7 protein-coding genes are annotated in these 14,029 nt (G+C 61.5%); all 7 read right to left on the bottom strand.

Annotated features, from left to right (window positions below; genetic code table 11):
- Window positions 1-114: 114 nt before the first annotated feature.
- The 7 genes from tuf to ATC04_RS06065 all read right to left on the bottom strand — a co-directional run bounded on the left by tuf (window position 115) and on the right by ATC04_RS06065 (window position 13,950).
- Window positions 115-1,305, bottom strand: coding sequence for an elongation factor Tu (gene tuf, locus ATC04_RS06095; protein ID WP_053798530.1), 1,191 nt, complete (start codon window positions 1,303-1,305; stop codon window positions 115-117).
- 239 nt (window positions 1,306-1,544) lie between these two features.
- On the bottom strand, window positions 1,545-3,659 hold the full coding sequence (gene fusA / locus ATC04_RS06090) for an elongation factor G (RefSeq protein WP_047119683.1): 2,115 nt from the start codon (window positions 3,657-3,659) through the stop codon (window positions 1,545-1,547).
- A 69-nt stretch (window positions 3,660-3,728) separates the two neighbouring features.
- Window positions 3,729-4,199 carry a 30S ribosomal protein S7 gene (rpsG, locus tag ATC04_RS06085; protein WP_047119684.1) on the bottom strand — a complete coding sequence of 157 codons (471 nt, stop codon included), beginning with the start codon at window positions 4,197-4,199 and terminating at the stop codon, window positions 3,729-3,731.
- Complete coding sequence (gene rpsL / locus ATC04_RS06080) at window positions 4,199-4,573, bottom strand: 30S ribosomal protein S12 (RefSeq protein ID WP_047119685.1); 375 nt, start codon at window positions 4,571-4,573, stop codon at window positions 4,199-4,201. Before rpsL ends, rpsG begins: the two co-directional genes overlap by 1 nt.
- Before the next feature lie 431 nt (window positions 4,574-5,004).
- Window positions 5,005-6,240, bottom strand: a complete 1,236-nt coding sequence (locus tag ATC04_RS06075) for a phospholipase D-like domain-containing protein (RefSeq protein WP_052772435.1) — start codon at window positions 6,238-6,240, stop codon at window positions 5,005-5,007.
- A 214-nt stretch (window positions 6,241-6,454) separates the two neighbouring features.
- Window positions 6,455-10,345: a DNA-directed RNA polymerase subunit beta' gene (locus ATC04_RS06070; RefSeq protein WP_047119686.1), complete on the bottom strand. Its 3,891-nt coding sequence runs from the start codon at window positions 10,343-10,345 to the stop codon at window positions 6,455-6,457.
- 98 nt (window positions 10,346-10,443) lie between these two features.
- The gene (locus ATC04_RS06065) at window positions 10,444-13,950 is read right to left on the bottom strand and encodes a DNA-directed RNA polymerase subunit beta (RefSeq protein ID WP_047120841.1); all 3,507 of its coding nucleotides are present in this window, start codon (window positions 13,948-13,950) and stop codon (window positions 10,444-10,446) included.
- Between the last annotated feature and the right edge of the window lie 79 nt (window positions 13,951-14,029).

The following is a 14,029-nucleotide window of genomic DNA, read 5'->3' as shown; positions in this document are numbered from 1 at the left end:
CTTTTAGAGTTACTCACCACATCGGGTAGCGTTTAAGACAGAAATCCCCGCCACTCGTAATGAGTGGCGGGGATTGCCGATAGACCGCTAGCGATCTAGATCGTCAAGCAGAGACTACTTGGTGATCTTGGTGACCTTGCCCGAACCAACGGTGCGGCCGCCTTCGCGGATTGCGAAGCCGAGGCCCTCTTCCATAGCGATTGGCTGGATCAGCTCAACCGACATTTCGGTGTTGTCGCCTGGCATAACCATTTCGGTGCCCTCTGGGAGGGTGATAACGCCGGTAACGTCGGTGGTGCGGAAGTAGAACTGCGGACGGTAGTTCGAGTAGAACGGGTTGTGACGTCCGCCTTCGTCCTTCGACAGGATGTAGACGTTGGCTTCGAAGTTGGTGTGCGGGGTGATCGAGCCTGGGGCTACGACAACCTGACCGCGCTCAACATCGTCGCGCTTCAGACCACGAAGCAGCAGACCACAGTTCTCGCCTGCCCATGCTTCGTCGAGCTGCTTGTGGAACATCTCGATACCGGTAACGGTGGTCTTCTGGATCGGGCGGATGCCAACGATCTCAACTTCCGAGTTGATGGCCAGGGTGCCACGCTCGGCGCGACCGGTCACCACGGTACCGCGACCGGTGATGGTGAAGACGTCTTCGATCGGCATCAGGAATGGCTTGTCGCGGTCGCGAACTGGATCCGGGATGAAGGTGTCAGCAGCGTCCATCAGTTCCTCAACCTTGGCAACCCACTTTGGATCGCCTTCGAGGGCCTTCAGGGCCGAAACCTGGATGACCGGTGCGTCGTCGCCATCGAAGCCCTGCGAGGACAGAAGTTCGCGAACTTCCATCTCCACGAGCTCGAGCAGCTCTTCGTCGTCAACCATGTCGGACTTGTTCAGTGCGACCATCAGGGTAGGAACACCAACCTGGCGGGCCAGCAGAACGTGCTCGCGGGTCTGAGCCATTGGGCCGTCAGTTGCGGCAACAACCAGGATCGCGCCGTCCATCTGAGCAGCACCGGTGATCATGTTCTTGACGTAGTCAGCGTGGCCTGGAGCATCAACGTGTGCGTAGTGACGCTTCTCGGTCTGGTACTCGATGTGCGAGATGTTGATGGTAATACCGCGCTGGCGCTCTTCCGGAGCCGAGTCAATGTTAGCGAAGTCGCGCTGCTCGTTCAGGTCCGGGTACTTGTCAGCCAGAACCTTGGAGATTGCTGCGGTCAGAGTGGTCTTACCGTGGTCGACGTGACCGATGGTACCAATGTTGACGTGCGGCTTGCTGCGCTCGAACTTTGCCTTTGCCACAAGTTCCTCCTAGAAACATTTACAGAAGACTTTTTTCGTCTGCGCGGTTCGCAAACGAACTTCAAATAGTCTACTGGGGGCATGGATAAATATGGAAATTTCGGTCCTCTGCGGGCCCTGCATGTGATGCAAATCCCTCGTTGGCCGTTTGCAAGGCCGGCGTCGACGGATCTCCGCCGGCCTCGCGATCGGCCACTTCCCCACTCGGGGGTCACGGCCAAGTTTTGGTTCCGAGGCGATTACTCGCCGCGGGACTTCTGGATGATCTCGTCGGCAACTGCCTTCGGGACCTCAGAGTAGCTGTCGAAGGTCATCGAGTAAACTGCACGACCCTGGGTCTTCGAACGCAGGTCACCAATGTAACCGAACATCTCAGACAGCGGAACAGCTGCGCGGATGACCTTGACGCCTGCGGCGTCGGACATCTCCTGGATCGAGCCACGGCGGGAGTTCAGGTCGCCGATAACGTCGCCCATGTACTCTTCCGGGGTACGAACTTCAACGGCCATCAGCGGTTCGAGCAGAACAGGGTTGGCGCGGCGTGCACCTTCCTTGAAGACCTGCGAACCGGCGATCTTGAACGCCATTTCCGAGGAGTCGACGTCGTGGTAGGCACCATCGATGAGGGTAGCCTTCACGCCGACCAGCGGGTAGCCGGCGAGGATGCCGTACTGCATAGCGTCCTGGATACCAGCGTCAACCGACGGGATGTACTCACGAGGCACGCGACCGCCGGTGACGGCGTTCTTGAACTCGTAGGTTACGCCGTCCACAACTTCCAGAGGCTCGAACGTGACCTGGACCTTTGCGAACTGGCCCGAACCACCGGTCTGCTTCTTGTGGGTGAAGTCGACCTTCTCCACAGCCTTCTTGATGGTTTCGCGGTATGCAACCTGCGGCTTGCCGACGTTGGCCTCCACGCGGAATTCACGCTTCATGCGGTCCACCAGGATGTCCAGGTGGAGTTCGCCCATGCCGCCGATTTCGGTCTGGCCGGTGTCTTCGTTCAGCGAAACGGTGAAGGTTGGATCCTCCGCCGACAGCTTCTGAATAGCGGTCGACAGCTTCTCCTGGTCGCCCTTGGTCTTAGGCTCGATGGCCACGAAGATCACTGGATCCGGGAAGGTCATCGACTCGAGGACGATTGGGTTCTGTGGATCGCACAGGGTGTCACCGGTAGTGGTGTCCTTCAGGCCGATGACAGCGTAGATGTGACCTGCGTGGATCTCGTCTACCGGCTGCTCCTTGTTGGCGTGCATCTGGAAGAGCTTGCCAACGCGTTCCTTCTTCTGCTTGGTCGAGTTCAGCAGCTGTGCGCCGGACTCTGCCTTGCCGGAGTAAACGCGGACGAAGTTGAGCTGACCGAAGAACGGGTGAGCAGCGATCTTGAAAGCCAGTGCCGAGAATGGTGCATCCTCGGAAGGCTCGCGGGTGAGCTCGATTTCTTCGTTCTTTGGATCGTGACCCACCATGGCGCCCACGTCCAGAGGACTTGGCAGGAAGTCGATCACGGCGTCCAGCATCGGCTGAACACCACGGTTCTTGAACGCCGAACCACAGAAGACCGGGTAGGCTTCCGAGTTCACGGTCAGCTTGCGGATGCCGGCCTTCAGCTCGTCCAGCGAGATCTCTTCGCCTTCGAGGTACTTCTCCATGAGCTCTTCGGATGCCTCAGCGACATCTTCGACCAGCTTGGCGCGGTACTCTTCGGCCTTTTCCTGCAGGTCTGCAGGAATTTCGCGAGTCTCGTAAGCAGCGCCCATGGTGACGTCGCCCTTGGCGTCGCCTTCCCAGACGAATGCCTTCATGGTCAGCAGGTCCACCACGCCGGTGAACTCCGACTCGGAGCCGATTGGCAGCTGCATGACCAGCGGCTTGGCACCCAGGCGGTTGATGATGGTGTCCACGGTGAAGTAGAAGTCAGCACCGAGCTTGTCCATCTTGTTCACGAAGCAGATACGTGGAACGTTGTACTTGTCAGCCTGACGCCAAACGGTCTCGGACTGAGGCTCAACGCCTTCCTTGCCGTCGAACACGGCAACGGCGCCATCGAGCACGCGCAGCGAGCGCTCCACCTCAACGGTGAAGTCAACGTGGCCCGGGGTATCGATGATGTTGATCTGGTTCTTGTTCCAGAAGCAAGTCACGGCCGCGGAGGTAATGGTGATACCGCGTTCCTTTTCCTGCTCCATCCAGTCGGTGGTTGCGCCACCGTCGTGGGTCTCACCGAGCTTGTGGTTTACACCCGTGTAGAACAGGATGCGCTCAGTAGTAGTGGTCTTACCGGCATCGATGTGAGCCATGATGCCGATGTTGCGGACCTTGTTCAGGTCAGTCAGCACGTCCTGTGCCACGTTGTCTCCCTAAGAGGTGATGCTGGATTTGCTGGGCGCCGGTAGACGCCCAGCAAATCCAAGCGGTTCTTACCAGCGGTAATGGGCGAATGCCTTGTTGGACTCAGCCATCTTGTGAGTGTCTTCGCGACGCTTCACAGCTGCGCCCAGACCGTTCGAAGCGTCCAGGATCTCGTTCATCAGACGCTCGATCATGGTCTTCTCGCGGCGAGCCTTCGAGTAGCCAACCAGCCAGCGCAGAGCCAGTGCGGTTGCACGGCCTGGCTTGACCTCGACAGGAACCTGGTAGGTCGCGCCACCAACACGGCGGGAACGAACCTCAAGGGCCGGGCGGATGTTATCCATGGCCTTCTTGAGGGTCGACACTGCGTCGGTGCCGGACTTTGCAGCTGCACCTTCGAGTGCACCGTAAACAATGCGCTCTGCGGTGGACTTCTTGCCGTCTACGAGAACCTTGTTGATCAGCTGGGTGACCAGTGGGGAATCGTAAACTGGATCAGAAACTAGTGGGCGCTTTGGCGCCGGACCCTTACGAGGCATTACTTACCATCCTTCTTTGCACCGTAGCGGGAACGAGCCTGCTTACGATCCTTCACACCCTGGGTATCCAGAGCACCACGAACAATCTTGTAGCGGACACCTGGCAAGTCCTTCACACGACCACCGCGAACGAGCACGATGGAGTGTTCCTGCAGGTTGTGACCGACACCTGGAATGTAAGCGGTGACCTCAATACCACCGGCAAGGCGCACACGTGCGACCTTACGCAGTGCCGAGTTCGGCTTCTTCGGGGTGGTGGTGTACACACGGGTGCACACGCCACGGCGCATTGGGTTGCCCTTCAGGGCAGGAGCCTTGGTCTTTACGACCTTAGGCGAGCGGCCCTTGCGGACCAGCTGCTGAATAGTAGGCACTTTCGTGTCCTTCCATTGTCTAAGTTCTTCGGCACGGCATCGGAGCGGGCGGGCTCTTGCGGGCTCACACTGTTCTTCTGCAGCACTAACTGCTTGCTTTACCGCCCATCCAGGATCAGAATGTCCCTAGGCGTGCGAAAGTGTGGCATTCGTTGCGCAACCTACCCGCAACCCGGACCGTGTCCATTTTGCCACACATAAAACAATTGCCTTAACTCTAGCATTAATCGGCCCCTGCACCATGAACAGTAAGCTATCTCACCGCGTCGGCACCGTGCGATTACTGCTTGATGCCGCCGACCGGCGAGGAATCTGGCTCCAACCTATCCCCCGCCCGTGAACGCGCGAGCGCCGCGAGGTAACGGCCCACTGAACAGCGAGGCGGAGGATCCGGTGGAATCTCTAGTAGCAATATCTGCCAGGAGATAAATCTACTTGCTGACTGTCTGCTTTTCTCCGGCCGGTTCCCCGATCTGCATCAGCCGCTGGGCGTTGGCCTGGTAGGCCTTGACCACATTGCGGTTGTGCAGTTCCAAGATGGCCTCGTCATTGCGGCGCAGACTGGTGGAATTGTAATTGTGGCTCCCAGTGAAGACGAAGGAGGCATCCCCGCGGTTGCCTTCGGGAGAGGCTGAATCGCGCATTCCGGACACGACGAAGTACTTCGAGTGCACGCGTCCAGTAGTAGATGTATCCTCTACTATGCGGCGTTCGATGCCCGCGGCATCCAGCACGGCGGCGACCTGCCCGTCAACCGGTCCAGCGGCCACGGTGACCTCGCAGCCTTCGGCCTTCAGACGCCCGAGTTCTTCCGCGACGGCGGCGCGCGTATCGTCCCACTCGCTCATGGTGACAGCCACCGAGCTGTTCTTGTTTTTGCACTGCAGCTCCGAAAGCCGTTGCGCCACCGGGTCCGCAGTTGCCGCCGGGAAGAAGCGGACGACCGACACACCGGCCGGCCCGCGTGAGGTCTCGGTGCGGTGGTAATCCGGAGTCTGCTCCATACGAGCCATGTCCGCATGGTAGGAACGGTATGCACGGTACAGCCCGTCATCACCGGTCACGGTAAGTGCGTTGTTCCAGTAGCTCACATGGTTCACATCCGTGACGTTGGCCGAGGACTGCACCACTACGTTCTGCTGCCCGGACACCGAGGAGAACAGCGCGAACTTGTTGTGCATGCCCTTGGTCCCCTGGCAGGAGCTGGTGTTCCCCTCCGGCGAGGTATTCGAGCAGACCGCCACCCAGGATCCGGCGGTCGTGTCGGTCCCCAGGGCCTTAATCAGCCGCGCCGACGGCGCCTTGGAAATCTGCCACCCGTCCATGACCACCTGGATCTTCACCCCGCGTTCGTGCGCGGCCAGCAACTGGTCGACATAGTCTTCGCCGCTCTGTCCCGAAATCACGAATGCCGCCAGCGAAATGGTGGACCCCGCATCGGCCTGCTTGAAGTAGGAGCACAACCGTTCGGCAACTGCTCCGGCCCGGTCCTGCAACGGGTCGGAGAAGACCGCGCCGGTTTCAATTTTGACCGGCGGCGCTGCGGCGCAGGGTGTTTCGGGCTGCTTGCCCGGATCGATCTGCCCGGCGGCCTGCGCCGTCAGCGTACTGAACAGCAGTCCCAGGCCCAGTGCCCCTGCTGCGATGGCTCGTGATGTCTTTCCCAACTTCTCACCGTCTTCGTCTTCGATTCGTGCCGGGTTGCGGGGTTACCCGAGCCCGCGCTCCAACTTCTGCACGATTTCATATTGTGGTGAGCACCAAGTGAAGCCCTGGTGAACAGGCCTTTGCCAAATTAAAAGCGCAAGCGCCCGCCGCACACTTGCGTGTGCGGCGGGCGCCCTACGAGCTGGCTAGCTGCCAGCCTCGGTGCTTGCCGGTTTAGCGGAAGTCCGAGCCGTGGTCGTAGTCGTCCATCGAGATGGCGCGGAATTCAGGCGACAGCCCGCCTTCCAGCGCATCGTCGTAGAGACCCGAGGAGAATGCCGAGGTACCGGTGAACAAAGTTGCCTTTGCCTCGTCGGTCGGCTCGACCTCGACCTGGGTGTAGCGATCCAGACCGGTACCGGCCGGGATCAGCTTACCGATGATCACGTTCTCCTTCAGACCGCGCAGCGGATCTTCCTTGCCCTCCATCGCGGCCTGGGTCAGGACGCGGGTGGTTTCCTGGAAGGAAGCCGCCGACAGCCACGAATCGGTGGCCAGCGATGCCTTGGTGATGCCCATCATCTCGTCACGGCCAGCGGCCGGACGCTTGCCCTCGGCGACTGCCTTGCGGTTCGCAGCGGTGAAGCGCGAACGGTCGGCCAGCTCGCCCGGGAGCAGCTCGGTCTCGCCGGACTCGATGACGGTGACGCGACGCAGCATCTGGCGGACGATGACTTCCACGTGCTTATCGTGGATGCCCACACCCTGGGACTGGTACACGTCCTGGACCTCGCGGACCAGGAACTTCTGCGCCTCGCGTGGGCCCAGAACTCGCAGCACCTGCTTCGGGTCAAGGGTACCGCTGGTCAGCTGGGTACCGGCGACGATGGACTGGCCATCTTCCACCAGCAGACGGGCACGACGCAGAACCGGGTAGGCCTGCTTCTCGTCGCCGTTGTCCGGTGTGACCACAACACGCAGCTGCTTCTCGTCGTCCTCGATCGACACGCGACCGGAGACCTCCGACATCGGAGCCACACCCTTCGGGGTACGGGCTTCGAAGAGCTCCTGGATACGAGGCAGACCCTGGGTGATGTCGTCGGCCGATGCCACACCACCGGTGTGGAAGGTACGCATGGTCAGCTGGGTACCGGGCTCGCCGATGGACTGCGCGGCGATGATGCCCACTGCCTCGCCGATGTCCACGGTCTTGCCGGTGGCCAGCGAACGGCCGTAGCACAGCGCACAGGTTCCAACGGCCGAGTCGCAGGTCAGCACGGAGCGGACGCGGATCTCATCCACTCCTGCAGCGTACAGCTCGTCGATCAGCACGTCGCCCACGTCGGAACCGGCGGTCGCCAGCACGTTGCCCTCGGCGTCCTTGACGTCGGCGGCCAGCGTACGGGTGTAGGCCGAGTTCTCCACGGTCTCGTGCTTGATGCGGATGCCCGAGCTGGAGTCGGCGATCGCGACGGTCAGGCCGCGCTTGGTGCCGCAGTCCTCTTCGCGAACGATGACATCCTGCGAGACGTCCACCAGACGACGGGTCAGGTAACCCGAGTTGGCGGTCTTCAGCGCGGTATCCGCCAGGCCCTTACGGGCGCCGTGGGTCGCGATGAAGTACTCCAGCACCGACAGGCCTTCACGGTAGGAAGACTTGATCGGACGCGGGATGATCTCGCCCTTGGGGTTGGACACCAGACCACGGATACCGGCGATCTGGCGCAGTTGCAGCCAGTTACCACGAGCCTTGGAGGTCACCATTCGGTTAATGGTGTTCAGCTCTTCCATGCCGTTCTTCATGGCCTCGGCAACCTCGTCGGTGGCCTTGGTCCAGATGTCGATCAGGTCCTGGCGGCGTTCGATGTCGGAGATCAGGCCCTTGTCGTACGAACCCTGGACCTTGCGGGCACGTTCCTCGTACGGCTCAAGGATTTCTGCCTTGTTCATGTTCGAGGTGATGTCCGAGATCGCCACGGTGATGCCCGAGCGGGTAGCCCAGTGGAAACCTGCGTCCTTCAGGTTGTCCAGCGTTGCCGCCGCGACGACCTTCGGGTAGCGCTCGGCAAGGTCGTTGACGATGTCCGAGAGCGCATCCTTGCCGGCCACGCGGGAAACCCATGGGTAGTCCGCCGGCAGGGTGTCGTTGAACAGCACCTGGCCCAGCGAGGTCTCCAGCAAGGCTTCGGTGCCCGGCTCCCAGCCCTCTGGGGCCGGCTGCTCGTCCGAAGGAACGAAGTTCTCGACACGCACCTTGATCGGGGCGTTCAGGTGCAGCTCGCCGCGGTCCTTGGCCATGATGGCCTCGGAAACCGAGGAGAACACGCGCCCGGCGCCGATCTCGTCCTCGCGCTTGGTGGTGAGGTGGTGCAGGCCGATGATCATATCCTGCGAAGGCAGAGCCACCGGACGGCCGTCCGAAGGCTTCAGGATGTTGTGCGAGGACAGCATCAGGATGCGTGCTTCAGCCTGAGCTTCCGGGCTCAGCGGCAGGTGGACTGCCATCTGGTCGCCGTCGAAGTCAGCGTTGAACGCGCCGCAAACCAGCGGGTGCAGCTGCAGGGCCTTGCCTTCGACCAGCTGTGGCTCGAAGGCCTGGATGCCCAGGCGGTGCAGGGTAGGCGCACGGTTCAGCAGCACCGGGTGCTCGGTAATGATCTCTTCGAGAACATCCCACACCTGCGGGCGGTAGCGCTCGACCATGCGCTTGGCGCTCTTGATGTTCTGCGCGTGGTTGAGGTCAACCAGGCGCTTCATCACGAACGGCTTGAAGAGCTCCAGGGCCATCTGCTTAGGCAGACCGCACTGGTGCAGCTTCAGCTGCGGGCCGACCACGATGACCGAACGGCCCGAGTAGTCAACGCGCTTGCCGAGCAGGTTCTGGCGGAAGCGGCCCTGCTTGCCCTTGAGCATGTCGGACAGCGACTTCAGCGGACGGTTGCCCGGTCCGGTGACCGGACGGCCGCGGCGGCCGTTGTCGAACAGCGAGTCGACGGCTTCCTGCAGCATGCGCTTTTCGTTGTTCACGATGATCTCTGGCGCACCGAGATCAAGCAGGCGCTTGAGGCGGTTATTGCGGTTGATCACGCGGCGGTACAGGTCGTTCAGGTCCGAGGTGGCGAAACGGCCACCGTCGAGCTGGACCATCGGGCGCAGCTCCGGCGGGATCACTGGAACGGCGTCGAGCACCATGCCCTTTGGCGAGTTGCCATTGGCCAGGAATGCGTTGACGACCTTCAGGCGCTTGAGAGCGCGGGCCTTCTTCTGGCCCTTGCCGTTGTCGATGATCTGCTTGAGATCTTCGGCTTCGGCTTCGAGGTCGAAGTTCTCCAGGCGCTTCTGGATCGCCTCGGCGCCCATGGAGCCTTCGAAGAACAGTCCGTACTTCTCGCGCATGGTGCGGTACAGGCCTTCGTCGCCTTCGAGGTCGGCAACCTTCAGGCCCTTGAAGCGTTCCCAGACCGCACGCAGGCGCTCGGACTCCGCCTTGGCGCGCTTGTCGATCTGCAGCACGGTCTTTTCGGCCAGGGTGCGGGCCTTGTTCAGCTCGGCGTTCTTGGCGCCGTCTGCCTCAAGACGCTCCAGCTCTGCTTCCAGGTCGGCGGCAACAGCCTTCTTGTCGGCCTCGGCATTGTTGGCCAGCTGGCGCAGTTCAAGGTCGTGCTGTGCCTGCAGGTTCGGCATCTCCGCGTGGCGGCGTTCCTCGTTCACCGAAGTGATCATGTAGGCGGCGAAGTAGATGACCTTTTCCAGGTCCTTGGGTGCCAGATCCAGCAGGTAGCCCAAGCGCGAAGGAACGCCCTTGAAGTACCAGATGTGGGTCACGGGAGCAGCAAGCTCGATGTGGCCCATGCGTTCGCGGCGCACGTTCGCACGGGTCACCTCGACGCCGCAGCGTTCGCAGATGATGCCCTTGAAGCGCACGCGCTTGTACTTGCCGCAGTAGCATTCCCAGTCGCGGGAAGGACCGAAGATCTTTTCGCAGAAAAGACCGTCCTTCTCCGGCTTAAGGGTGCGGTAGTTGATGGTTTCAGGCTTCTTAACCTCGCCGTAGCTCCAAGCGCGGATCTCGTCCGCGGTGGCAAGGTTGATGCGCATGAGGCCGAATGAGGAATCGTTGGACATAGGGTCCTTTTCTCTCTTCTATGGTGTCTGAAGTCGATACGAATAAGTCGGTGTGCGGCGCGGCCGCCCGGGCTGTGCAGTCCGGGCGGCGCACCGGACTACACTTCCTCTACGGAGTTCGGCTCCGACCGGGACAGGTCGATGCCGAGCTCTTCTGCGGCACGGAATGATTCCTCGTCCGATTCGCGCATTTCGATTGTCTGGCCGTCGGTGCCGAGCACCTCGACGTTCAGGCACAGCGACTGCATTTCCTTGATCAGAACCTTGAACGATTCCGGAACACCTGGCTCCGGCACGTTCTCGCCCTTCACGATGGCTTCGTAGACCTTCACGCGGCCGTGGATATCATCCGACTTGATGGTCAGGATTTCCTGCAGCGTGTAAGCGGCGCCGTAGGCCTCCAGGGCCCACACTTCCATCTCACCGAAGCGCTGGCCACCGAACTGGGCCTTACCGCCCAGCGGCTGCTGGGTGATCATGGAGTACGGACCGGTGGAGCGGGCGTGGATCTTGTCGTCCACCAGGTGGTGCAGCTTCAAGATGTACATGTAGCCGACCGATACCGGATCCGGGAACGGCTCGCCGGAGCGGCCGTCGAACAGACGGGCCTTGCCGGAGTTGCCGATCAGGCGCACGCCGTCGCGGGTCTTGTTGGTCGAATCCAGGATTCCGCGGATTTCCTCTTCCGAGGCGCCGTCGAAGACCGGGGTTGCCACGGTGGTCGGACCCGACTGGCGAGGCAGGTTCGGCAGGTCCTTGACCCACTGAGGCTCGCCCTCGATGTTCCAACCCTGCTTGGCTGCCCAGCCCAGGTGGATTTCCATGACCTGGCCCACGTTCATGCGGCCTGGCACACCCAGCGGGTTCAGCACGACGTCCAGCGGAGTGCCGTCCTCCAGGAACGGCATGTCCTCCAGCGGCAGGATCTTGGAGATGACGCCCTTGTTGCCGTGGCGGCCTGCGAGCTTGTCACCGTTGGTGATCTTGCGCTTCTGGGCCACGTACACGCGCACCAGCTGGTTGACGCCCGGGCTCAGCTCGTCGTCGTTGTCGCGGTCGAAGATGCGAACGCCGATGACGGTGCCCGACTCGCCGTGCGGCACCTTCAGGGAGGTGTCGCGCACTTCGCGGGACTTCTCACCGAAGATGGCGCGCAACAGGCGCTCTTCAGGGGTCAGCTCGGTTTCGCCCTTCGGGGTCACGCGACCCACCAGCACGTCGCCGGCCTCGACCTCTGCACCGATGTACACGATGCCGCGGTCGTCGAGCTGGGAGAGGATGTCTTCCGAGACATTCGGGATGTCGCGGGTGATTTCCTCGGCGCCCAGCTTGGTGTCGCGGGCGTCGACCTCATGCTCCTCGATGTGGATCGAGGTCAGCACGTCGTCGAAGATCATGCGCTGGGAGAGGATGATCGCATCCTCGTAGTTGTAGCCTTCCCAGGACATGAATGCCACGAGCAGGTTCTTGCCCAAGGACAGCTCGCCCATGTCGGTGGACGGGCCGTCGGCGATGATCGACTGGTACTCCAGGCGGTCGCCTTCGGACACGCGCACGCGCTGGTTGTAGGCGTTGCCCTGGTTCGAGCGGGCGAACTTCATGATCGGGTACATCGACTCGGTGCCGTCGTCGTTCATGACAACCACCAGGTCGGCGGAGACCTCGGTCACCACGCCCGGCTTTCCGGCCACCACGGAGTCGCCGGCGTCAACCGCGGCGTACTTCTCCATGCCGGTGCCGACCAGCGGTCGGTCCGACTGCAGCAGCGGCACAGCCTGGCGCTGCATGTTGGCGCCCATCAGTGCGCGGTTGGCGTCGTCGTGCTCCAGGAATGGAATCAGAGCGGTAGCCACAGACACCATCTGGCGCGGGGAAACGTCCATGAAGGTCACTTCATCGGCGTCGACGATGACAGGCTCGCCGCCACCGCCCTTTTCGCGGACCAGCACGGCGTCTTCGATGAACGCGCCGTTCTCATCCAGCGGGGCGTTGGCCTGCGCGATGTAGTGCTGCAGCTCGTCGTCCGCGGTCAGGTACTCGACCTCGTTGGACACGACGCCGTTGGACACCTTGCGGTACGGGGTCTCGATGAAGCCGAAGGCGTTGATGCGGCCGTAGGTCGCCAACGAACCGATCAAGCCGATGTTCGGGCCTTCCGGGGTTTCAATCGGGCACATGCGGCCGTAGTGCGACGGGTGGACGTCTCGAACTTCCATGCCGGCGCGGTCGCGCGACAGGCCGCCCGGGCCCAGGGCCGACAGGCGGCGCTTGTGGGTCAGGCCGGCCAGCGGGTTGTTCTGGTCCATGAACTGCGAGAGCTGCGAGGTTCCGAAGAACTCCTTGATCGCTGCCACCACTGGGCGGATGTTGATCAGGGTCTGCGGGGTGATCGCCTCGACGTCCTGGGTGGTCATGCGCTCGCGCACAACACGCTCCATGCGGGACAGGCCGGTGCGGATCTGGTTCTCGATCAGTTCGCCCACCGCGCGGATGCGGCGGTTGCCGAAGTGGTCGATGTCGTCCACGTTCACCGGAATATCGACAATCTCGCCCTTGCGGGTGCCGGAGACGGTCTTCTCGCCTGCGTGCAACGCAACCAGGTAGCGGATCATGGCGACGAGGTCGTCGATCGAGAGCACCGAAGCGTTCTCAGCGTTGACCGGGGTCTCCACGCCGAGCTTGCGGTTGATCTTGTAGCGGCCGACCTTTGCCAGGTCGTAGCGCTTAGGCTCGAAGTACATGTTTTTCAGCAGAGCCTGGGCTGCCTCGACCGTAGGAGGCTCGCCTGGACGCAGCTTGCGGTAGATGTCCAGAAGCGCTTCGTTCTGGTCCTTGATGTTGTCCTTCTCAAGGGTGGCGCGTACCGAGTCGTACTGGCCGAATTCGGACAGAATCTGCTCTTCGCTCCAGCCCAAGGCCTTAAGCAGGACGGTGACCGACTGCTTGCGCTTGCGGTCCAGGCGCACGCCGATCTGGTCGCGCTTGTCGATTTCCAGTTCGAACCATGCACCGCGTGACGGGATGATGCGTGCTGAGTAGATGGTCTTGTCACTGGTCTTGTCCGGTGCGGACTCGAAGTATGCACCCGGGGAGCGGACCAGCTGGGACACCACGACACGCTCGGTGCCATTGATGATGAAGGTGCCCTTTTCAGTCATCAGCGGGAAATCGCCCATGAACACGGTCTGCTGCTTGATTTCGCCGGTTTCATTGTTCATGAATTCGGCCTTGACGTACAGCGGTGCCGAGTAGGTGGCGTCGCGGTCCTTGCACTCCGCAATGGTGTACTTCGGATCAGCGAACTCCGGCTCCGAGAAGCTCAGGGACATGGTGTCCTGGAAGTCCTCGATCGGGGAGATTTCCTCGAAGATTTCGGCCAGTCCCGAGGTGTTCGGCACGCTGGAGTCGCCAGCAGCTTCGGCCTTGGTCAGGCGCTCTACCCAGCGCTCATTGCCGACGAGGCGGTCAAAGCTCTCGGTCTGCAATGCCAGCAGGTTAGGCACTTCAAGTGGTTCGTGAATCTTTGCAAAAGAAAGTCGGCCAGCGTATGCAGCATCGCGAGCCGAACTAGCGGTTTGGTTGTTAGGGTTGCTCGAGGCGACCAAGATGGATCCTTCCAAAGACCGTCAGGTTTCCGAACGCTTACCGTGCTAAGGTGCCTGTCATAGGACAAGCCCTCTTTTT

It is taken from the genome of Arthrobacter sp. YC-RL1 (genome assembly GCF_001454985.1).
Taxonomy (GTDB): Bacteria; Actinomycetota; Actinomycetes; order Actinomycetales; family Micrococcaceae; genus Glutamicibacter; species Glutamicibacter soli.
Note: the sequence above shows the minus strand (reverse complement) of the source record. Positions and strands in the feature narration are given on the sequence as shown.